This window comes from Streptomyces griseicoloratus (assembly GCF_014534645.1).
GTDB lineage: Bacteria > Actinomycetota > Actinomycetes > Streptomycetales > Streptomycetaceae > Streptomyces > Streptomyces griseicoloratus.
Genome location: NZ_JACVQF010000178.1, coordinates 1 through 21,382 on the forward strand (window position 1 = coordinate 1; position 21,382 = coordinate 21,382).

General features: G+C 70.8%; 19 protein-coding genes. 11 read left to right on the forward strand and 8 right to left on the reverse strand.

The window, feature by feature from the left end; translation table 11 throughout:
• Positions 1–216: 216 nt before the first annotated feature.
• The 4 genes from H0H10_RS09160 to H0H10_RS09175 form a co-directional block, all read right to left on the reverse strand.
• A complete protein-coding gene (locus H0H10_RS09160) occupies positions 217–1,239 on the reverse strand; it encodes a TIGR03571 family LLM class oxidoreductase (protein ID WP_188180358.1) in 1,023 nt (340 codons plus the stop codon).
• Between the two features lie 187 nt (positions 1,240–1,426).
• A complete protein-coding gene (locus H0H10_RS09165) occupies positions 1,427–2,254 on the reverse strand; it encodes an aldo/keto reductase (RefSeq protein ID WP_188180359.1) in 828 nt (275 codons plus the stop codon).
• 118 nt (positions 2,255–2,372) lie between these two features.
• Positions 2,373–2,795 carry a GlcG/HbpS family heme-binding protein gene (locus H0H10_RS09170; protein WP_188180360.1) on the reverse strand — a complete coding sequence of 141 codons (423 nt, stop codon included), beginning with the start codon at positions 2,793–2,795 and terminating at the stop codon, positions 2,373–2,375.
• A gap of 51 nt (positions 2,796–2,846) precedes the next feature.
• Positions 2,847–4,058 (reverse strand): MFS transporter, encoded by a 1,212-nt coding sequence (locus H0H10_RS09175; protein ID WP_188180361.1) that lies wholly within the window; start codon positions 4,056–4,058, stop codon positions 2,847–2,849.
• A 149-nt stretch (positions 4,059–4,207) separates the two neighbouring features.
• Here H0H10_RS09175 and H0H10_RS09180 point away from each other — a divergent pair, with 149 nt between their 5' ends.
• Positions 4,208–4,678 carry a MarR family winged helix-turn-helix transcriptional regulator gene (locus H0H10_RS09180; protein ID WP_188180362.1) on the forward strand — a complete coding sequence of 157 codons (471 nt, stop codon included), beginning with the start codon at positions 4,208–4,210 and terminating at the stop codon, positions 4,676–4,678.
• Positions 4,675–5,604: an NADP-dependent oxidoreductase gene (locus tag H0H10_RS09185; protein WP_188180363.1), complete on the forward strand. Its 930-nt coding sequence runs from the start codon at positions 4,675–4,677 to the stop codon at positions 5,602–5,604. Before H0H10_RS09180 ends, H0H10_RS09185 begins: the two co-directional genes overlap by 4 nt.
• Before the next feature lie 206 nt (positions 5,605–5,810).
• On the opposite strand, the gene H0H10_RS09190 is transcribed toward H0H10_RS09185, so the two are convergent.
• Both H0H10_RS09190 and H0H10_RS09195 read right to left on the reverse strand, forming a co-directional pair.
• Positions 5,811–6,428, reverse strand: coding sequence for a LysE family translocator (locus tag H0H10_RS09190; protein WP_188180364.1), 618 nt, complete (start codon positions 6,426–6,428; stop codon positions 5,811–5,813).
• Positions 6,422–7,552, reverse strand: coding sequence for a diaminopropionate ammonia-lyase (locus tag H0H10_RS09195; RefSeq protein ID WP_188180365.1), 1,131 nt, complete (start codon positions 7,550–7,552; stop codon positions 6,422–6,424). The genes H0H10_RS09190 and H0H10_RS09195 overlap by 7 nt, the downstream gene beginning before the upstream one ends.
• Before the next feature lie 103 nt (positions 7,553–7,655).
• Between H0H10_RS09195 and H0H10_RS09200 the strand changes: the two genes are divergently transcribed.
• The gene (locus H0H10_RS09200; protein ID WP_188180366.1) at positions 7,656–8,579 is read left to right on the forward strand and encodes a LysR family transcriptional regulator; all 924 of its coding nucleotides are present in this window, start codon (positions 7,656–7,658) and stop codon (positions 8,577–8,579) included.
• Positions 8,580–8,661: 82 nt separating this feature from the next.
• On the opposite strand, the gene H0H10_RS09205 is transcribed toward H0H10_RS09200, so the two are convergent.
• Positions 8,662–9,663, reverse strand: coding sequence for a sporulation protein (locus H0H10_RS09205; protein ID WP_188180367.1), 1,002 nt, complete (start codon positions 9,661–9,663; stop codon positions 8,662–8,664).
• A 197-nt stretch (positions 9,664–9,860) separates the two neighbouring features.
• Here H0H10_RS09205 and H0H10_RS09210 point away from each other — a divergent pair, with 197 nt between their 5' ends.
• From H0H10_RS09210 to H0H10_RS09225, 4 genes are all read left to right on the forward strand, one after another.
• Entirely contained in the window at positions 9,861–10,211 is a 351-nt protein-coding gene (locus tag H0H10_RS09210) for a J domain-containing protein (RefSeq protein WP_188180368.1), read from the forward strand.
• A gap of 46 nt (positions 10,212–10,257) precedes the next feature.
• Complete coding sequence (gene dnaK / locus H0H10_RS09215; RefSeq protein ID WP_188180369.1) at positions 10,258–12,114, forward strand: molecular chaperone DnaK; 1,857 nt, start codon at positions 10,258–10,260, stop codon at positions 12,112–12,114.
• A 2-nt stretch (positions 12,115–12,116) separates the two neighbouring features.
• Entirely contained in the window at positions 12,117–12,695 is a 579-nt protein-coding gene (grpE, locus tag H0H10_RS09220) for a nucleotide exchange factor GrpE (RefSeq protein WP_309141761.1), read from the forward strand.
• An 853-nt stretch (positions 12,696–13,548) separates the two neighbouring features.
• Positions 13,549–14,502 (forward strand): phosphatase PAP2 family protein, encoded by a 954-nt coding sequence (locus H0H10_RS09225; protein WP_188180370.1) that lies wholly within the window; start codon positions 13,549–13,551, stop codon positions 14,500–14,502.
• A gap of 26 nt (positions 14,503–14,528) precedes the next feature.
• Here the strand turns inward: H0H10_RS09225 and H0H10_RS09230 are convergent, their stop codons facing one another.
• Positions 14,529–15,428: a class I SAM-dependent DNA methyltransferase gene (locus tag H0H10_RS09230; protein ID WP_223179611.1), complete on the reverse strand. Its 900-nt coding sequence runs from the start codon at positions 15,426–15,428 to the stop codon at positions 14,529–14,531.
• 436 nt (positions 15,429–15,864) lie between these two features.
• Here H0H10_RS09230 and H0H10_RS09235 point away from each other — a divergent pair, with 436 nt between their 5' ends.
• The 4 genes from H0H10_RS09235 (at position 15,865) to H0H10_RS09250 (ending at position 21,353) form a co-directional block, all read left to right on the forward strand.
• The gene (locus H0H10_RS09235; RefSeq protein ID WP_188180371.1) at positions 15,865–16,506 is read left to right on the forward strand and encodes a carbonic anhydrase; all 642 of its coding nucleotides are present in this window, start codon (positions 15,865–15,867) and stop codon (positions 16,504–16,506) included.
• 944 nt (positions 16,507–17,450) lie between these two features.
• Positions 17,451–17,972, forward strand: a complete 522-nt coding sequence (locus H0H10_RS09240) for a hypothetical protein (RefSeq protein ID WP_223179612.1) — start codon at positions 17,451–17,453, stop codon at positions 17,970–17,972.
• A gap of 963 nt (positions 17,973–18,935) precedes the next feature.
• Positions 18,936–19,442 carry a hypothetical protein gene (locus H0H10_RS09245; RefSeq protein ID WP_188180372.1) on the forward strand — a complete coding sequence of 169 codons (507 nt, stop codon included), beginning with the start codon at positions 18,936–18,938 and terminating at the stop codon, positions 19,440–19,442.
• A 669-nt stretch (positions 19,443–20,111) separates the two neighbouring features.
• A complete protein-coding gene (locus H0H10_RS09250) occupies positions 20,112–21,353 on the forward strand; it encodes a cytochrome P450 family protein (RefSeq protein WP_309141762.1) in 1,242 nt (413 codons plus the stop codon).
• The last annotated feature ends 29 nt before the right edge of the window (positions 21,354–21,382 follow it).

Consider the following 21,382-nt stretch of genomic DNA (forward strand, 5'->3'; position numbering starts at 1 on the left):
GCGGTACCGAAGCCGAGACGGCCGGGAAGGATTTCCTTGAGGGACATGAAAGTGCCTTTTCGAGGGGGGTGGGAGGTGGACCACCGTCGGGTGTGCGGCGGCTCCGCCGGGGGAGCCGGGGCACCGGGGGCGGACCACCGGATGAGCGCCGCGTGTAAATTGCAGGCGCGCTTTACGTGTGGAAACAATACTTGCATACGCTGGCTAATGCAAGTTTCACCGGCCTGCCGGCGGCCGGGACAGGCCGGGGGAGGGGAAGTGCGGCAGGACCGACTCGGCGAGTTCGTGCAGGACCTCTTCCACGGGGCGGTCGCCGGGACGGAGGTTGAAGGAGACGTGGGCGACACCGAGTTCGCCCATCGCCCGCAGATGGTCGATCAGAGCTTGGCGGCCGGTGCGCAGCCCGAGCCGGATCGGGGTCGCCGCAGTGGACGGGTCCTCGGTGAGGTCCAGTTGCACGGGGGTGAGGTACGGCTTGGGCCTGCCGGCGGTCAGCTCCTGCCACTGCTGCGTCTTGAGGCGCAGGGCCCCCAGCGGACGTGGGTAATTGAGGGACGCGTCCGCGTTCTGCGAGATCCACTCGGCCGACTGCTGGGCGTGCCCGGCGATGGCGAGAGGCACGGACGGGCCCGTCGGCTTGGGCAGGACGTCCAGGCGGCGGTCGGCGTCGAGACCTGGCTCGGGCAGTTCCATGCCCGCACCGTCGGTGTGCCGGGCCCACGCGGCACGCAGGATCTCCACACCCCTGCGGAACGCGGCACCGCGGCCCTGGAAGTCCTCCCCGAACAGCGGATACTCGACGGGTCGGTCCCCGCTCGCGAGGCCGAGGACGAACCGGCCGCCGGAGAGCACGTCGACGGTGGCCGCGGCCTTGGCCACCAGCAGGGGATGCCGCAGCGGCAGTACGACGGCCGCGGTGCCGAGCACGGCCTGCTCGGTCACGGCCGCGAGGTGCCCGAGGTGCGTGAACGTCTCGAATACGGAGCCGGCGTCGCCGAACTGCTCGGGGTCGTAGAGGGGGACGTCCCGTACCCAGAGCCCGGCGAAGCCCAACTCGTCGGCCAGGCGTGCGAGTTCGGCATGCTGGGTCAGGTCAGGGACGCCGAAGGGGCGGCCCGCGGCCCGGTCGGCGCGCAGCCGGGTCGCGCCCCAGTCGTTGTCGAGGGGCAGTTCGAGCCCCAGGGTCGGCAGGCTCGCGGCGTTCACCAGCCGGTCCAGGGCGGTGGGGGCGACAGACATCACAGGCACAACTTTCGGGAGCGCAGCGACGACGCGGAATGGTGCGTGGCGACGCGGAGGTACGGAAGAAGAGGTCGAGTACGAGTACGGGCTCGCGCGGGCGGGACCTGCGTCCACGCCCCCGCGAGCCGGAGCAACCCGGCGGGGCGGCGCCGGAGCGCCGCCCCGCCCGGGCCGGTCGGAAGGGTCAGTTGAGCTCGTCCGGGTGGGGGCCGGTGCGCAGGTCGCGGTCGAGGGTGGCGATGGTGGTCATCTCGTCGTCGGTGAGCGTGAAGTCGAAGACGTCGAGGTTCTCGCGGATGCGTGCCGGCGTCACCGACTTGGGGATCGCGACGTTGCCGAGCTGAAGGTGCCAGCGCAGGACGACCTGGGCGGGCGACTTGCCGTGGCGGGCGGCGATCGTGGTGATCGGCTCGTCCTTGAGGACGGCGCCCTGCGCCAGCGGGCTCCAGGCCTCGGTGGCGATGCCGAGCCGGGCGTGTGCGGCGCGCAGCTCGCTCTGCTGCAGCCCGGGGTGCAGCTCGATCTGGTTGACCGCCGGGACCAGCCCGGAGCCGGCGATGAGCCGCTCGAGGTGTGCGGGCTGGAAGTTGGACACGCCCGCGGCGCGGATCCGGCCCTCGGCGACGAGCTTCTCGACGGCCTTCCAGGACTCGCGGTACAGGTCGCGGGCCGGGGCCGGCCAGTGGATCAGGTACAGGTCGACGTGGTCCAGGCCCAGCTTGGCCAGGCTGTCGTCGAAGGCCTTGAGCGTGGCGTCGTAGCCCTGGTCGGCGTTCCACAGCTTCGTGGTGATGAACAGGTCCTCGCGGGCGATCCCGGAGTCGGCGAGGGCGCGGCCGACGCCGGTCTCGTTCCCGTAGATCGCGGCGGTGTCGATGCTGCGGTAACCGGCCTCCAGGGCGGAGCTGACCGCGGCGGTGGTCTCGGCGTCGGGGACCTGGAAGACGCCGAAGCCGAGCTGGGGGATCTCGACGCCGTTGTTCAGGGTGACCGTGGGGATGACGTGGCCCATGTGTGGTTCCTTGCTTTCGAACGGAGGGTCTGAGGGAGGGGCTGAGGGTGCGGCACCGCGGTGCAGTGATCAGCGGTCCCGCACCCGATGGGGGAGCAGTGACGATCTGTGCGCGGTGTCAGCCGAGCGTTTCGACGGCGGTCGTGGCGAAACCGTGGTCCTGTTCGGGGGTGCCGCCGCCGACGCCGATGGCGCCGATGAGGCGGCCGTCGCGGAGGATCGGCAGTCCGCCGGCGATGAAGAGGAGCGGCCGGTCCAGGGCGGTGGGCAGGGAGTGGAACGGCCCGTCGGGCTTGACGAGGTCGACGAGGTCGGCGGTGGGGGCGCCCAGCTGGAGGGCGGTGTAGGCCTTGCGGGTGCTGGTCTCGCCGGAGATGAGGACGGCACGGTCGTCGCGGCGGAAGGCGAGGAGGTGGCCGCCGGCGTCGAGGACGGTGACGCTGACGGTGACACCGGCTGCTTCGGCGGTGGTGCGGGCGGCCGTCACCAGGAGTTCGGCCTCGCGGGTGGTCAGCGGCGCGACGGCGGTGGTGGTGCTCACGAGGGGGTCCTTCACAAGGGAGGGGGATGGATTCGGCGTGGGGTGGCCCGGTCAGGTCCGGACGGCCGCCGGGGCCTCTTCGCTCACCGTGGTTCCGGCGACGACGCGTCCGGCGTTGCGGGTGCGGCGGTCGAGGGAGGCGGCGACGAGGGCGAGGAGCAGCGCGGTGCCGGAGAGCAGGGCGCCCACCCAGTTGGGGGAGGTGTAGCCGAGGCCCGCGGCGATCACGATGCCGCCGAGCCAGGCCGCGAGGGCGTTGCCGAGGTTGAAGGCGCCGATGTTGGCGGCCGAGGCCAGGGTCGGGGCGGCCGAGGCCTGGTCGAGGACCCACTTCTGCAGCGGCGGCACGGTCGCGAAGCCCAGGGCGCCGATCACCGTGAGGGTGATCGCGGCCAGCACCTTGTCGTGCGCGGTCGCGGTGAACAGCAGCAGGGCCGCGCTCAGGCCCGCCAGGGCGGTGAAGAGCATCGGCATGAGCCTGCGGTCGGCGAACTTGCCGCCGAGCAGGTTGCCCAGGAACATTCCGATGCCGAAGAGGACGAGCAGCCAGGTCACGGCGCCTTCGGTGTAGCCGGCGACCTCGGTCATCATCGGCGTGATGTACGTGATCGCGGCGAACACGCCGCCGTAGCCCAGGACCGTCATCGCCATGGCGAGCCACACCTGGACGTTCTTGAACGCGGCGAACTCTCGGCGCACGTCCTGCGACTCGGGCCGGCCCGTCTCGGGCACCAGCCTGGCGACGCCCAGGAAGCCGATGACACCGAGCGCGGCGACGATGAGGAACGTGACGCGCCAGCCCGCGGCCTGGCCGATGGAGGTGCCGCCCGGCACACCGACGATGTTCGCCACGGTCAGGCCCATGAACATCAGGGAGATGGCCGAGGCCTTCTTCTCCGGCGCCACCAGGTCGGCGGCGACGACGGAGCCGATGCCGAAGAACGCGCCGTGCGCCAGGGAGGCGACGACTCGGCCGACGAGCATGAGCCCGAAGCTCGGGGCGAGGGCGGAGAGGGTGTTGCCGACGACGAACAGGGCCATCAGGAACATCAGCATCTTCTTGCGGGACACCTTGGTGCCCAGCACGGTCAGCAGCGGCGCACCGATGACGACGCCGAGGGCGTAGCCGGAGACCAGCCAGCCGGCGGTGGGGATGGTGACGCCGAAGTCGCCCGCGACCTGGGGCAGCACGCCCATGATCACGAATTCGGTGGTGCCGATCCCGAAGGCCCCGATGGCCAGGGCCAGGAGCGCGAGAGGCATGGGGAGTTACCCTCCAGGTGATTGCGTGAGGCGCTTACGTTCGAAGACAATAGTTGCATACGCTCCATAAATGCAAGCGCGGCAAGAGGTCGATTGAATTTGCCTTCGTGTGCAACCATGGAAGCGACGGCCCGACGAAGGAGGCCCTGATGACCGCAACCGCCCCCGCGCTCACCGCCCTGGCTCACGGCTGGTGCGCGCTGTCCCTGCTGCACGACAGGATCGAGGCCCACCTGGAGCGCGCCCTGCAGGCCGAGCACGGTCTGAGCGTGCGCGAGTACTCACTGCTCGACGTGCTGAGCCGCCAGCACGACGGAGAGGGCGGTCATCTGCAGATGAAGCAGGTCGCCGACGCCGTCGTGCTCAGCCAGAGCGCCACGACCCGCCTGGTCACCCGCCTGGAGGACCGGGGCCTGCTCATGCGCTACCTGTGCCCCACCGACCGGCGCGGCATCTACACCAACGTCTCCGACGCCGGCCTCGAGCTCCTCGAAGAGGCCCGCCCGACCAACGAGACGGCCCTGCGCGAGGCTCTCGCGGAGGCGGCCGAAGACCCGCGGCTGGAACCCTTGGTGCGCACCCTTGAGACGGTCCGTGTGCCGGCGGGGACGGCCGCATGAAGGCGATCACCCTCAACGGATACGGCGGACCGGAGACGCTGCGGCTGACCGACCTGCCGGACCCGAAGGTGGCCCCCGGCGAGGTACTGGTCCGGGTCAGGGCCGCCGGGGTCAACCCGGTGGACTGGAAGCTCGCCGAAGGGCGACTTGATGCGCTCATGGAGACGCACTTCCCCCTCGTCCCCGGCTGGGACGTGGCCGGAGTGGTCGAGCGGGTCGGCTTCGACGTCGAGGAGTTCGCACCCGGCGACGAGGTCTTCGGCTACATCCGCAAGGACACCGTCCAGTTCGGCGCGTACGCCGAATTCGTCGCCGCGCACGTGCGCATGCTGGCTCTCAAGCCCGCCGCGCTGACCTGGGAACAGGCTGCGGGTGTGCCGCTCGCCGGGCTGACGGCGTACCAGGCGATCAAGCGGGTCGGTGTCGGCGCCGGCGACACCGTCCTGGTGCACGCGGCCGCGGGCGGCGTCGGGTCGCTCGGCGTCCAGATCGCCGTGGCGCTCGGCGCACGCGTGATCGGCACGGCGAGCGCCCGCAATCACGACTTCGTACGGGGACTGGGGGCGGAGCCCGTGACCTACGGCCCCGGACTCGTCGACCGCGTGGCGCGGCTGGCGCCCGGAGGCATCGACGCGGCCCTTGACTTCGTCGGCGCAGGCACCGTGGACGCATCGCTGCACCTCCTCGGACGGCCGGACCGTCTCGCGTCCATCGCCGACCCCGAGGCGGCCGCGAAGGGCGGACACTACGTGTGGGTCCGTCCCGACCCGGTGGACCTCTCAGCCCTTGCCGACCTGGCCGACAGGGGGAAGCTGGAGGTGCACGTCGAGAAGGTGCTCCCGCTCGAAGAGGCGGCGGAGGCCTGGCGCCTGAACAGCCAAGGGCACACGCGCGGCAAGCTCGTGCTGTCCGTCGGCACGCGCTGAACAGCGCGGTTGCTCGCGTCTGCGGCCGGCCCGGTCGAGGGCCGGCCGCAGGTGTGCTGCGTGGCTGAGCCGGCGAGAGGGGGATCGGCGCCCCGGCGGCCGTAGATGGTGCCCGAGGTCCATCAGGGCTCTCTGCGGGCGGTCGCTGTTGACCGTGATCGCGTCCGAGAGGGCGTCGGAAGCGGTGGCTGGATGGCGGACTCCGATCAGCGGGGGGCGGTTGCGACGACAAGACCGAAGCCGATCAGCGCGACGCCGGTGGTGCGACCGAGGGCCCGGCGGACCCGTGGCCTGTGGAGGACCGGCCCGGCCTTGGACAGCAGGAGCGCGTAGCCGCCCAGCCAGGCGAGAGTGAGGGCGGCGTGCAGGAGGACGAGCAGCGTCATGGCCCAGGCGGTGGGCAGGCCCGGAGGGGCGAGCGTGGGAAGCAACCCGGTGTAGAAGACGGCGATCTTCGGGTTGAGAACGTTGCTGACCAGTCCGGTCCGCCAAGGGCTCCCGGCGGCGACCGGGGCGTCCGTCGCGCCGACGAATCCGGCACTACGGTGCTGCCACAGTGCCTGCGCGCCGAGGAGCAACAGGTAGCCGGCGCCCAGCAGCTTGACGACCAGGTAGGCCGCGGGCGACGCGGCGAGCACGGCCGAGAGCCCGGCGACAGTCAGCGCGCCCCAGAACAGCAGCCCGGTCGCGATCCCGCCCACGGTACGCAGAGCGTCCCCGCGCCCGGCCACGAGGGCGCGGCGGGTCACCACGGCCATGTCCGGGCCGGGCACGACGGTCAGCAGGCCAAGGACCCCGAACGCGGTGGCGAGGTGGGTCAGCACGGTTCAGTGACCGGTGTGGAGTACGGATTGGCGGCCCTGCCCTCGGTGCTCAGCAGCACGACCACGGAGGAAGGCCCGAGCTCCAGTGCCTCGCGGCGGCCTTCGGCGCCCGCACCCGTGAGCGCTGCGCGGAATCCGGCGAGCGACGCGGCCCCGCAGGGACCGGAGGAGACTCCCAGGGCGGCGAGGTCAGCGGCGGCGTCGGCGCTGTCGGCGTCGGGGACGGCCACCGCGGCGTCCAGTCCGCCGTACAGGTAGGGCCAGGCGATGCTCGACGGGGTGCCGCAGTTCAGTCCGGCCATCGTGGTCCCACCCGTGGTGACGCTGACGGGTTCACCGAGGGTGAGACTTTCGAGGACGCAGGCCGCGGCCTCGGGCTCCACGGACAGCAGCGCCGGAGCACGGCCGGCGGTGCCGCTGCGGTAGTGGGTGACGACGGCCTGGGCGAGCGAGCCCACGCCGACGGGTACCGCGACGAGGTCGGGTCCCTCCACCGCTCCCGCCACCGCCAACTGCTCGTCCATCTCGCTGCACAGGGTGGAGTAGCCCTCGACGATCCACCCCGGGATCCGCTCATAGCCCGGCCAGGCGGTGTCCTGGACCAGGACCGCGTCCGGCTCCTCGGCCGCCTCGGCCGCCAGCCGGACGGCCTCGTCGTACGCCCCCGGGACCTCCGTCACCTTCGCATGCTCGGCGACAATGGCGGCGACGGCCTCGGGGTGGACGCCTTGCGGGACGAAGACATGGGCGCCCTGCCCGAGCAGCCGAGCCGTGCGGGCCACCGCACGACCGTGGTTGCCGTCGGTGGCGGTCACCAGAGTCACCGGTCCCGGTTCACCGCCGTCCGCGGCCCGCGCGGCAAGGGCGCGGTGGACCGCCCAGGACGCGCCCAGCGCCTTGAACGCCGGCAGCCCCAGACGACTCGACTCGTCCTTGACGAAAACCCGGCCGACCTCCAGCTCCGCCGCGAGCGAAGGGAGCTCTGTCAGCGGGGTGGGCGAGTAGTCGGGAAGGGCGCGGTGGAAATGCCGTACTTCGGCGGGCGCGGGGGCACACCGCCAGGTGCGGGCACCGGAGCGTGCGAACCACGGCAGCGTACGGGGAGAGGAAGCCTTGTCGGACACAGGCCAAGAATCCGATGTCCTCGCACCATCGGTCCAGCGAATGTTTTCGACCTATACTCATCGGAAAAACCGAGCATTAGCTCCCGGGACAGGAAAACTGCCGATGTTCGACCTGCACCGACTACGGCTGCTGCGCGAACTCAAGCACCGCGGCACCCTGGCCGCAGTCGCGGCAGCCCTGTCCTACGCCCCCTCCTCGGTCTCCCAACAGCTCTCGCAGCTGGAGGCCGAAGTCGGTGTGCCGCTCCTGGAACCGGTCGGGCGGCGGGTGCGGCTTACCGAGCAGGCCGAGATACTGGTCGCCCACACCGAGGCGGTACTGGAACGCCTGGAGCGCGCGGAGGCGGACATCGCCACCTCCCTGGCCGATCTGACCGGCACCTTGCGCATCGCCTCGTTCCAGACGGCAGCCCTGGCCCTGATCCCGGCCGCACTCGGACTGCTGCGCGACCGGCATCCCCATCTGCGCGTCCACGTCACGCAGATGGAACCGGAGAGATCCCTCCCCGCCCTGCAGGCCCGCGACTTCGATCTGGTCCTCGCCGAGGAGTACCCCGGCAACCCCAACCCGCGCTCTGCGGAACTCGAACAGGAGGACCTGCTCGACGACCCTCTCCGTCTCGCCCTGCCCGAACCTGCCGACGCCCCCGACAGCAGCGGTCCGACGGCGGCACTGCGTTCCCTCGCCCACCACCCCTGGGTCATGGAGCCCGAGGGCACAGCCGCGCGTCACTGGGCCATGACGCTGTGCCGCAACGCCGGCTTCGAACCCGACGTACGGTTCGACACCACCGACCTCCTGCTCCACCTCCGCCTCGTCGAGCAGGGACACGCCGCCGCGTTCCTGCCCGACCTGGTCTGGAGCGGCCGGCCGCCGGCCGTCCCCTTGCGGGAGTTGCCCCGCGGCCAGCGCGCACGCCGCGTCTTCACCGTCGTACGCCGCGGCCGCAGCCGGCATCCCGCGATCCTGGCCTGCCGGGAGGCCCTCCGCCAGGCGGTCCGTCCGGGACGTCCCGCTGCGGGGTGAGGCTGCGGGGCGAGGCCGAGCGACTCTCTGTCGCCGTGCCGAGCCGCAGGAGACTCACGGGGCGGCACCAGTCAGGCCGGGCTCAGCCTTCGTCGCCCTCCTCCTCGCCCTCGAAGAAGTCGCCGATCTCGTCGACGGCTTCGGCCGCGACCATGCCGCCGACGACACCGACGGCGAGTCCGGCCGCACCCGCCGCGATCGCGGTGCCCATCCCCGGGCCGGAGCGGTGGCCGTGACCGTGGCCGTGGCCGTGGTCGTCGCCGTGGCCATACGCACCCTGCGATCCGTACGAGGAGTGTGAGCCGTACCCGGCGCGGTGCTCGACGAGCCGGCGGATCCAGCCTTCGACCTCGGCGTTCCAGTCGATCTGTTCGATGCCGTGGTGGCTCACCGTGCAGCGGGTGAGGGCGTCGTGGCCCTCGGAGAAGAAGCCGCCGCGCTTGTCGGCCTCCAGGACGACCTCCATCCCGCCCGGACCGGCGAGGAAGGTCAGCTCGACCTCGTTGACCTGGTGGGCGTAAGGGGGCGGGGGAGTGAGCTCGATCTCCTGGTAGAAGGGCAGCTGCTGGCCCGTCCCGCGGATGTGCCCGAGTTCGAGGTCGGCCGACTTGAAGCCGAAGCCGAGCTGACCGAGGGCTTCCAGGATCGCCTCCTGGACCGGGAGGGGCCGGACCGCGAGCGGGTCGAGGTCGCCCTTGTCCTTCGCCCCGGCGACACCGAGCTCGGTCCGCACGCCGAGGGCGATACCGAGGCCCTGGCCGTGCAGCTCGGTGACCGGCGTTTCCCACGGCAGCGGGACGGAGAACGGCACGCTGCGCTGCTCGCCCTCGCCCAGGCGGAAGTTGCCGCCCACCACGTGCTGGTGGAAGACAGCGGTGCCCTCGGATTCGCCGTCGTGCTGCTCGGCTTCGACGCGGGCCACGAGTTCCAGGGTGATGTGCTCGATGGTGAAGTCCGCGTTGCCGCCCCGGAGGTGGACCTGGCCGCTCAGGACACCGCCCGGTGTCACGGTTCCGGGGTCGAGCACGGTGTCCACCGAGGGGCCCCCTACTCCGAGCGAACCGAGCAGACGCTTGAACACCATGGGGAGTTCACTCCTTACGTATAGCTGGATGCTTCAGTACTCCGTCGGACAGCCTGCAGAACTCTACACGTGTGTAGAAGGGGGAGGGCTCTCGATGATGCTGCCAAGACTTGACATCAGTGGACTCAGGTTTTATTCAAACTTGTAGGCAGGCTGGTCCTGAACCGCAGCTCACAGCGGTCGGGGAGGTGGCCGGGATGACGGTGGCGGACCTGTACGCGGTGCTGGGGGTGGAGCCCTCGGCGACGGCCGAAGTGATCACCTCTGCCTTCCGCCGTCAGGTGCGAGAACTGCGCCCCGATATCCGGGTGGACGCCGTCACGGCGGAACGGTTCAGCCGGGTGCGGTCGGCGTACGAGACGCTGCGTGACCCTGTGCGACGCGCGGCCTATGACCGGACGTACGAGCGGTGGTACCGCTGCCCGGACCAGCCGATCGGACTTCGGCCCCGCCTCGGCTGCCCGGTGGGTCTGTGGCCCTACGCAGCCACCGCACTCCGCGAACCGCCACTGCGTGCCGGACCGGTCCGCTGGGAGCCCAGTCGGTGAACAGGATGCCTGGCTGAGGGCCAAGACGAGGAGGGAGAGAGCCCAGATGGCGCGTTCAGTCGGTATTGACCTGGGTACGACGAACTCGGTGGTCTCGGTCCTCGAGGGCGGCGAGCCCACCGTGATCACCAATACGGAGGGGGCGCGGACCACTCCGTCGGTCGTGGCCTTCGCCAAGAACGGCGAGGTTCTCGTCGGCGAGGTGGCCAAGCGGCAGGCGGTGACGAACGTCGAGCGCACGGCCCGCTCGGTCAAGCGGCACATGGGCGACCACGCCTGGCGGTTCCCGGAGCACGGCGACGTCGACGGCAAGCGGTACACCGCGCAGGAGATCTCCGCCCGGGTGCTGCAGAAGCTGAAGAGGGATGCGGAGGCGTACCTGGGTGAGGACGTCACCGATGCCGTGGTCACCGTGCCCGCGTACTTCGACGACAGCCAGCGCCAGGCCACCAAGGAGGCCGGCGAGATCGCGGGCCTGAACGTCCTGCGCATCATCAACGAGCCGACGGCCGCCGCGCTCGCGTACGGCCTGGACAAGGAGAACGACCAGACGGTCCTCGTCTTCGACCTCGGTGGCGGCACCTTCGACGTGTCGCTGCTGGAAATCGGTGAGGGCGTCATCGAGGTGAAGGCCACCAACGGCGACACACGTCTCGGCGGTGACGACTGGGACCAGCGAATCGTCGACCACCTGGTCAAGCAGTTCAAGAACGGCTACGGCGTGGACCTGTCCAAGGACAAGATGGCCGTGCAGCGGCTGCGCGAGGCCGCGGAGAAGGCCAAGATCGAACTGTCGAGCTCGTCCGAGACAACGATCAACCTGCCCTACATCACGGCCTCGGCCGAGGGGCCGCTGCATTTGGACGAGAAGCTCACCCGTGCCCAGTTCCAGCAGCTCACCAGCGATCTGCTGGAGCGATGCAAGGGGCCGTTCCACCAGGCGGTCAAGGACGCCGGGATCAAACTGTCCGACATCAACCACGTGATTCTGGTGGGCGGTTCGACCCGCATGCCCGCAGTCACCGACCTGGTCCGCGAGCTGACCGGCAAGGACCCGCACAAGGGCGTCAACCCCGACGAGGTCGTGGCCGTCGGCGCCTCACTCCAGGCAGGTGTGCTCAAGGGCGAGGTCAAGGACGTCCTGCTGCTCGACGTGACCCCGCTGTCCCTGGGCATCGAGACCAAGGGCGGCATCATGACGAAGCTGATCGAACGCAACACCACGATTCCGACCCGGCGTTCGGAGATCTTCACCACCGCGGAAGACAACCAGCCCTCGGTGGCCGTGCAGGTCTACCAGGGCGAGCGGGAGATCGCCGCCTACAACAAGAAGCTCGGCATGTTCGAGCTGACCGGGCTGCCTCCGGCGCCGCGCGGGGTGCCCCAGATCGAGGTGGCCTTCGACATCGACGCCAACGGAATCATGCACGTCTCGGCAAAGGACCTCGGCACCGGCAAGGAACAGAAGATGACCGTCACCGGGGGTTCGGCGCTGCCCAAGGACGACATCGACCGGATGGTCCGCGAGGCCGAGCAGCACGCCGAGGAGGACCGCAGGCGCCGGGAGGCGGCTGAGACCCGTAACCAGGCCGAACAGCTGGTCTACTCGACGGAGAAGCTCATCAGGGACAACCCCGACAAGATCCCGGCCGACGCGAAGAGCGAGACCGAGGCGGCGCTGGCGGACCTGAAGGAAAAGCTCAAGGGCGAGGACACGGCAGCTGTCCGGCAGGCCATGGACCGGGCGGCGCAGGCGGCGCAGAAGATCGGCACGGCGCTGTACGAGAAGTCGCGCGCCGAGAGCGGCGCGACGACGGGAACAGCCGCGGCCGGCGGTAGCGGCGCGGACGACGAAGTCGTGGACGCCGAGATCGTCGACGACGAGAAGGGGAAGGCGGGCTGACCGTGGAGAAAGGCAGGCTGCCGACCAGGGACCCCACACAGCTGCAGCGTCTGCTTCAGGAGCGCACGGTCGACCTGCAGCGGGTGAAGGCCGAGTACGACAACTACCGCAAGCGGGTGCGCCGGGATCGCATGGCCGTACGCGAGATCGCCGTGGCCAACGTGCTGCGCGCACTCGTGCCCGTCCTCGACGCCGTCGACCGCACGTGCGCGCACGAGCCCATGACCCGGGGCCTGGAGGACATCACCGACACCCTCCGGACCCAGCTGGGGTCCCTGGGCCTGGAGGCATTCGGCGAGGAGGGCGACGCGTTCGACCCCGCCTGCCACGAGGCCCTGGTCCATCACATCTCCGCCGACGCCGATCGGCTGATCTGCACGAAGATCCTGCGCTCCGGCTACCGGCTCGGTGACCAACTGCTGCGTCCGGCCCACGTGGAGGTCACCGGCCCGCCCCCGCCCGCGAGGAACCGGCTCCGGGACGAGTGCGGAGAACCCCGCGACGAACGCGACGACACAGAAGCACACGATGAGCGAGCCCGGCCGTCCCGCCCGGCGCCCCGCGTCAGGCCTTCCGAATGAGTTCCAAGGCGCACTCTGCGGGCCCCGGTGTGCCGGGTGCCCCACCGCTCACACAGCAGGGCGACCAGGAGCAGAGGTGAGGGCGCTGCCACAGTGCCGTACGACCGGCTCGACCAGAGTGCGGCACCCCTCCAGGACGCGTCGTCAGCGCAGTGGCTGGGCACCGACCCCGCCGGACGCGACGTTTTCTCCCTCATCTCCCAGACCCCGGCAGCCCCCCCCGCCGGGCTACCGCTTCCACCCGCGCTGCCCGCTCGCCGTCGACCGCTGCCGCACCGACGCGCCGGTGCTGCCGGGCGCCCCGGCCACCGCCGTCGGCGGCACGCCCGCATCGCTCGTGGCATGCTGGGGCGCCCAGAAGCACGAACCCACCGGTACGCCGGCCTGATGCCACCCTGAACCGCCGGGCACGGAACCCTTGCTCCGCGCCCGGCGGCTTCGCGCACCGAGGAGGTGGGCGCGACACGTGGCCGAGGAGATCGCCGCGGTGTCCAGGGCCGATGGCGGCGACGAGAGCTCCACGCTCCGCTGCGGGTGCTGTGTCCGTCCTGGTCGGAACCCTCTTCCCGGGCCTGGTAGGTCTTGGTCCACGTGGCTCCACAGCGGCAGGAGGAGTGCTCCACGAGCTCACCTTTTCGGTGACGCCGAGACCCTGGTCGGAAGAACCCGCATAGGAGCCACGTCACAACCACTGGGCGAGCAGGGGGCCGGGTGCGTCCGAACGGAGCCGCAGCCGCCCTGCGGCGCCGCCCATGAGGGAGCGGCTCCCGCGCAGGCGGGGGCCCCGATCCCCTCCCTCACGAACGCCACCACGGAGAGAGAGAACCCTGTTGCGGACTGTAACGTCGATCGGGTGCGTATCGAACGAGCACTGACAGGTCTGGACCGGCTGTTCGCCAGGTTGGACCGTGAGTGGGAGCGGCCGGTACTCGATGTGCCGACGATGAGCCGGCACCGCACCGTGCTGCTCGCCGCGACGCTGATCTTCTGCCTGGTGATCGTCTGGGCCGTGGTGGTCACCTCATGGCTGGTCCGGCTCGACTGGCGGCTGATGTTCTTCCGGCCGTACCAGCAGTGGCCCGAGGTCCACGCCTTCGCCGACTACTACGTGGTGCTCGGCCAGCGCGGCCCGACCGCGGTGATGGTCGCCGCGTGGCTGGGCTGGCGCTCGTGGCGGCAGCGTGTCATCCGGCCGCTGCTGGTACTCGGTGTCTCGCTGCTCCTGCTGAACATCACCGTCGGCGTCGCCAAGATCGGCATGGGCCGCCTCGGACCGCACTACGCGACCGTGATCGGCTCGAACGAGATGGGCCTGGGCGGCGACATCTTCCCCAGCGGCCACACCGCAAACGCTGTGGTGACCTGGGGCATCCTGGCCTATCTGGCATCCACTCAGAGAGCACGGCGCCGACTGTCCGCCCTGTCTGCGGCGACCGCGCTCGGTGTCGGTCTCACCACCGTCTACCTCGGTACGCACTGGCTGAGCGACGTCCTGCTCGGCTGGGCCGCGGGGCTGCTGATTCTGCTGGCTCTGCCGTGGTTCGAGCCGCTGATCGCCCGGATCGAGGCATGGATTTCCGGTCGGCGCGATGAGCTGCGCGCCTTCTGGCCTCCCCTGGACGGTCACGGCACGCCCGCGCCTGCCCCGGCTGGTTCGCCCGTTGTGCTGGTACGGCGTTCACCGGCCGAGGACGAGGCCCCGGCCCACGACACGGTGTCGCCGGCGGCCCGTTCGCCGCTGCACCCGGGCTCCGACGGCATGCTGCGTGGGACGACCTCGGCGCCCCGGCCCCTGACAGAGGGCTGACCGGTACGGCACGCGCCGGGGCATACTCACCGACGGTCCTGCCGAGAGCTGCCTGACCACGACGACACCGGGCCGGCGGGGTCCGCAACCGGCGGCCGGCTCCGGTTCAGCTCGTCGCTCCGGTCGGCTTCCGGCATCGGGGAGCGGCTGACGCGGATCTTGGACTGTCCGTGCGGGCGCTTCTCCCAGTCCTCCATGAACCGGGCGTGCAGACCGTGCTTGCGGGCCAGGGCCAGCAGGGTCTCGGTGCGGTAGTAGAAGTCCTCGCGGAGCACCTGGTGTTCGGTGCCTTCGGTGCGGTCGAAGGTGAAGTCGAAGAACCCGGTGTCGGTGAGGACGCGGCCGACGTGGGCGAGGCATTCCTCGATGACGCTCAGCGGTGAGTGGGAGAAGACGCTGTGGGCGTGGACGACGTCGAAGTGGTCGTCGGGCAGGAAGTCGAGGGTGAGGTCGCCGGTGATGGTCAGGTGGGGCAGCTTGTGCTGGAGTCCGCGCTCGGTGAGGGTCTTCTTGGCGGCGATCAGGATGTCGGGGGAGATGTCGATGCCGTAGTAGTGGCCGGCGTCGAGGTGCTCGATGAAGCGCCAGCCGCCGCGCAGGTTGCCACAGCCGATGTCGAGCATGCGGTGCCCGGGGCGCAGCCCGTGCTCGACGAGGTAGTCGAACTGCATCTGCCCGAGTGCCAGCCAGCGGTCGTGCGTACGGCTGCCGACCGCGGCCTCCGGGTTGCGGCGGGTGTCGGAGGCCATCACGGCCCGGTAGTAGCCGACGTGGTCGGGGTGCTTAAGCCGCAGCCAGGCGTCCCGGCCGGCGCGGCGGACGTAGGGCCCGACACGCTCGGGATGGCGCAGGGCGTAACCGACCTTGTGGGTGAGCGCGGCCCGGTTGCTGCGCAGCTTCTTCGGGGACTTGGCGTCCTTGGGCATGACGGATCGACCTCCGTACGAGGGGCGTCCCCGATGAGGGGAGCGGCCTCTGACATAGGGATGAAACATGCGGGTGACCGACCGAGCTTCACCAGCGCACCGGCCCGTCCTGGTAAGCCGCGGGCCAATGTAGTGGGCCGCTGCACGCGACGGACGGGTGCGACGGCAGCCCCGGGGCCGGGGGCTGATCGGATCACCTCTTGGCTGCGGGTCCGGCCCGCGCCTGCACGGCGCCGGTCGCCGGTCGTCGACCTCGTGATCGAACGTACTTGTGCCGGGGTATCCCCTTTGTCCCGCCTTGACAGTGTCTTTCCACGTACTTTGTCGTCACTCCTGACCAGGACGAGCCACCCGATCCGAGGCTCAGTGAGCGAGGACGGCGGCTGTCGGTGGACCTGGCCGCGCGTTTCCACGTGGCCGGCCGTAGCCTGCGGCCATGACCGAGGTACTGACGCAGAACCCCGACGATGCCTTCGAGGTGCTGATGGCCGGCAACCGGCGGTTCGTCACCGGCTCGCCGGAGCACCCCAACCAGGACGCCGCGCGCCGCACCGAGACCGCACCGGCGCAGAGTCCCTTCGCGGTGCTGTTCGGGTGCTCCGACTCCCGGCTGGCCGCCGAGATCATCTTCGACCGGGGACTGGGTGATCTGTTCGTGGTCCGCACGGCCGGGCACGTGGCCGGTACGGAGGTTCTGGGCAGTATCGAGTATGGGGTGAGCGTGCTGGACTGCCCGCTGGTCGTGGTCCTGGGCCATGACTCGTGCGGGGCCATCGCCGCCGCCCGCGCGGCCGCCGACGGCGGCAGGGTGCCGGCCGGCTTCGTCCGTGACGTCGTCGAGCGGGTGACCCCGAGCGTGCTGGCTGCCCGCGCCGCCGGACGCGACCAGGCCGAGGAGATCCTCCACGAGCACATCCGGCACACCGTCGACCTGCTGCTGGACCGCTCCCGCGTCCTGGCCGAGCGGGTGGCGGCCGGCCGCCTCGCCGTGGCGGGTCTGTCCTACCGGCTGGCCGACGGCAGTGCGCAGCTGGTCGCCTCCCACGGCCTGAGCAAGGCCGCTGCCGTCGCGCGCTGAACCCGCTACCAGTCGTCCGCCCGTCATGCGGGCCCAGGCCCGCGCGCCGCTGGACGAGCAGACCGCTGTGCGCGACTCCGAACAGGCTGGCTCCTGCACGCCTGTCGTGACGGCACGCAGCAGTGGCATCGACAAGATCGACAAGGCGGCCGGTCCACTGCGCGCCGGAGGTCCGGTGGCCTTCCCGGCCGAAGCCGTCTACGGCCTGAGCGCCGACGCGACGCCGCCGCCGAGCCCGATGCCGGCGCCTCCGCCGCCGTCGCGCGTCGCTGAGCGTCCACTTCGGCGGCGCGGAGCACGTGGGCGCCTGGGCCGTGGAGGTTTCCGCGACGGCGAGCCTGTTGGCCGACGCGTGCAGGCGTTGGCTGTGCGCGCACGCGCCCTCGGCGGTCGGCACGGCTCTGGCAGCCGGCTGTGAAACAGGCACGCTCGGCCGGGGAACGGTCCTCGCCTCCTGTCCCGGCCGAGCGTGTGGCCGTGAAGCGGCGCGTCAGGCGGGCGACTGCCCGTGTTCGCCGACCGGCGTTGACGGCGATATCTGCATGCATTCCGGCTCTGTCCGCAGTTCCATGAGGACCGTTGTTGGGGATCCAGATTTGTCGGCTGTCGGCGAACCCCCTATTTCCTGCCGTGGCCCGATTGTCAAGCAGCGGCGCGCCGACAGTTTTCTATGGTCTGCCGCCTCCGGGGGTGAGCATGCGTCAGAGGATCACCTGCAAGGACTAATGGCCAGTCAAGTCGTCTGAAAATAAGACCAATTGATACGCAGTTAGCCCCCGCGGAACGTGCCGAAGAGTGTGCTGAGTACCCCGCTCGGCCCCCTGTAACCGCCCTCTCCGATTTGCCCGAAATGACAGTTCTGGGAGGCGTGAGTACGTTCAATCACGCACGGCTTTCACAGCCGAGCTCTCTGACTCTGAGACAGGAGAAGCAACGCCATGATCATGTCCCGTTCTTCCGCGATCACCGCGGGCGTCGCGGCCGCCGCGGCGCTGACCGCGACCGGCATCACCTACGCCACTGCTGCCCCCGAGCCTCAGGCGGCCCCGGCAGTCGTCCAGCAGGCGCCCGTTCAGGCGCCGACGGGCGGCGACACCGGGAACAACAACGACGACAACAACGACGACAAAAAGGGCAACGGCCACCGCGGCGGCAAGCACGGAGACCACGAGGGCGGCTGGATCCACATCAACGAGCGGTCCTACTCCGCGCACTCCAGCGGCTGCGTGGTCGTCGCCAGCGGCCTGGGCTCCCGCAGCCTGAACATCCGCAACGACAGCAAGAAGACCATCGAGGTCTTCCGCGGACTGACCTGCGACAACGGCGCCCCCATCGCCACCGTCGGGCCGCACAGCACCGCACACGGCGTCGTCCCCGGCCAGACTCACGGCGTCGTCGTCCCCAACGGCGTCATCGGCAGCTTCCGTGTCATCGACCACGGTGACAACGGCAAGGGTGACCACTGAGCCCACCCACGGGAAGCGTACGAAGCGGAACCCCGGCCCGCCGTAATCGGGCCGGGGCTCCACGACCAGGCGCATGACACAGAATCCCGGCCCGCCGTAATCGGGCCGGGGTTCCCATCCAGGCCCCGGCCGCGGGAACACCCCGTCCGGGGCCCGCGGCCGCTGTCACGCGGCGTACCACGCGCCTTCCAGGCCATCCTAAAGCCGCACGGCAGGCGCTGCGAGGCTGCCCGAACGGCCGTGCTCCCACCTCACCGGCCCACTTGCCGGCGATCCGCGCTGGAGCACCCTCCGTTGGGCCTTGTCCCCAAGGGATGGCCGCTGGTCCATGCGTGCCATCCGTGCGCCCGAACGGGTGACGCCCCGAGCCTCACACCAGGTGCGGCTCCTCCCCGCAGGGTCCGTGACAACACCCGACACGCGCTCGGGAGGGCGGGCCGACGCGGCGCCGCGCGCCTCTCCGGTGACCTGCGGCCGCCAGCCGGGCTGGGGAACCTCGACCCCAGCCACCGACACCACACTGCCGTCACCGGTTCGGCGGACACCCCCGATTTCTGACGGGCACCTCGGCCGGCCGCTGTGACCTGCGGCGGCCTCGCGGTCGCCGAGCCGGTTACGGATCGCCGAGGCCCCACCGCAGCGACCGCTGCGATGGGGTGGGGGACCGTTCGATCTCGTGCCGACGGACACGAGGCGACGCCGAGGACGGGTCCACCGGTGACGCGCGCACGATCAGCTCGCCCACATGGTCAATGGCACGTCAATTTGGTCGCCACACACCCATTTGAGCCACCATCAGCCAGCAGAAGAGTGATCGGCTCGTGTCCCAGCCTCCGTTCGGCTCCCTGACAGGAGAAACTCCGATAAGCCCGAAATAACACCCGTAGGGCATCGGTGCGTTCGATCACACGTCGGTGCTTGAGCCGGCCTCTCTCTGAGAACCGGGGAAGGAGTGCCACGCTGATGACCCGTTCCTCCGCCACCACCACGGCCGTCGCGGCTCTCGCAGCCCTGGCCGCGATCAGCGTCACCTGCGCCACCGCCGCACCGGCGGCCCGGACAGCCCCGGTCACCGTTCAGCAGGCGACGCAGGCCCCTGCCCAGGCGCCCCTCGGCGGCGACACCGCGGACGGCGACCTGAGCAAGAGAGGGGAGGACGGCGCTCACCACGGCAGGGATCACGACGAGGGCTGGATCCACATCAGCGGGCGGACGTACTACGGACGCCCGGGCGGCTGCATCACCGTGGTCAGTGGTCCGGGTGCCAAGAGCCTCGACATCCACAACGAAAGCCGAGGGACCGTCGAAGTCTTCCGCGGGGTCGCCTGCGGCAACGGCGCTCCCATCGCCGCCGTCGGCCCCCGCAGCTCCATCACGGGCGTTGCCCCGGGGCCCGACCGGACCGTGTTCGTCAAGAACGCGGTGGTGGGCAGCTTCCGGGTGGTCGACGTCTACGACGGCATCCTCTGAGCCGGTGACCGCTGTAACTGAAGGCGCTCATGCCGCCGGAGGACCTGCTCGTCGTGAACAGCCGGTTCTCGTCCGCGACATGGACCGCGAGCGTGGTCGGACTACCACTCGGCGGGGCCGCGCTCGGGCTGTTCGGCCCGGGCGACGATCCTGGTCGTCGATGCCGCACATGAGTTGATGAAGGCGCGTGACCGGCGGTCGCGGTGGACGCTGGGGACCTCCCAGAGCAGGACGGTGGGGTTGCCGGGTTACTGGGGGATGAGCGGGTTGCGGTGTCGTTACAACGAGCGGGCGTCCGGGACGCGTTGATCCCCGGAAGGTGCGGAGCCGTCTCCACCGGTTGTGTACCTCGCTGCGCCTTGCTGTCGATCTCATGCTCGCCCACTCGCGGGGAGGTGACGGGAGGGTGAAAGGCGTCTGAGGGGTGGTGGCGACCCTCGTACCGTCCGCGGACGACCGACCGGGTCGCCTGCCTGTCGCATCGGACCCCCTTGTCACGCACCGCAACACCGATGGTCCGGCCAGCGGGTCACGCACCACCCCGCCCACCGCCGCCGCAGCCCTCATCGCTTACGGTGAAGCGCCACGTGAGCCGGCTGCGCACCCGCCCGCACGGCTGTCGCGGCGCCAACGGAGTCACCACTCGCGGACACCCGAAGGAGAATCCACGTGCTCGACCCCGCAGACCCCGGCTTCGCGCGCGATCCGTACCCCTTCTACGCGCGGCTGCGTGAGCAGGGCCCGGCGGCCCGGGTGGCGCTGGCCAACGGCACGCAGGCATGGCTCGTCACCGGCTACGAGCAGACGCGTGCCGTGCTCGCGGACGCACGTTTCTCCAACGTTCCCCCGCAGGGGGCCGGACGTCCCAAGGCCGACTCGCCGGCGCAGCGCGCCCGGGCCTGCCTCGCACGGCACATGCTCAACACGGACGCCCCCGACCACACCCGGCTTCGACGTCTGACCTCGGCCGCGTTCGCGCCGCGCCGCGTGGATGCGCTGCGGCCCCGGATCGAGAAGCTCGCCGACGGGCTCGTGACGGAGCTGGCGTCCAGGCTGGAGCGGGGCGAAGGCCCCGTGGACCTGGTGGACACGTTCGCGTTCCCCCTGCCGGTGCTGGTGATCGGCGAGGTGCTGGGCGTGCCGGAGGCCGACCGGGACGATCTGCGGGAGTGGACCTACCGGGTCGGCTCTCCGGCCGACACGCTGCCGCAGGGCGCGGTCGACGAGGCGTGGGCGCGGCTCTACGGCTACTTCTCGGTCCTGATCGAGGACAAGCGCCGGAGGCCGGGCGAGGACCTGTTCAGCGGGCTCGTCCACGACGCGGCCGAGGGCGGGCTGGACGACGGTGAACTGCTCGCCATGGCGTTCCTGCTGCTCTTCGCCGGTTACGAGACCACGATGAACCTGCTGGCGTCGGCGACGCTGCTGCTGCTCACGCACCCGGAGGAGCTGGCAGCGGTCCGCTGCGACCCGGCACGCTGGCACGCCGTGGTGGAGGAGGTGTTGCGGCACGCCAGCCCCCTGGAGGGCACCACCTGGCGGCAGGCCGCGGAGGACGTGGACCTCGGCGGGGGGACGGTCGTACCGGCCGGCGCCTCGGTGCTGGCCGTCCTCGCGGCGGCGAACCGCGACCCGGCGTACTTCCCCGACCCGGACGCGTTCCAGCCCGACCGCTATGTCTCCTCGGCCGACGGCACGCGGGCCGTGCCGCACGCAGCGTTCGGTCACGGCCCGCACTTCTGTGTCGGCTCGCGGCTCGCGCGCCTGGAGGCGGTCGTGGCGCTGCCGCTCCTCTTCGACGCGCTCCTCTCTTCCCCCGGCCTGCGGCTCGCCGAGGACCCGGCAGACCTGCCGTACCGTCCCGGCCTGCTGGTGCGGGGCCCCCGGAGGCTGCCGGTCAGCCGGGCCTGACGGCAACTCGGTCGGCAGCTCGGATTGAG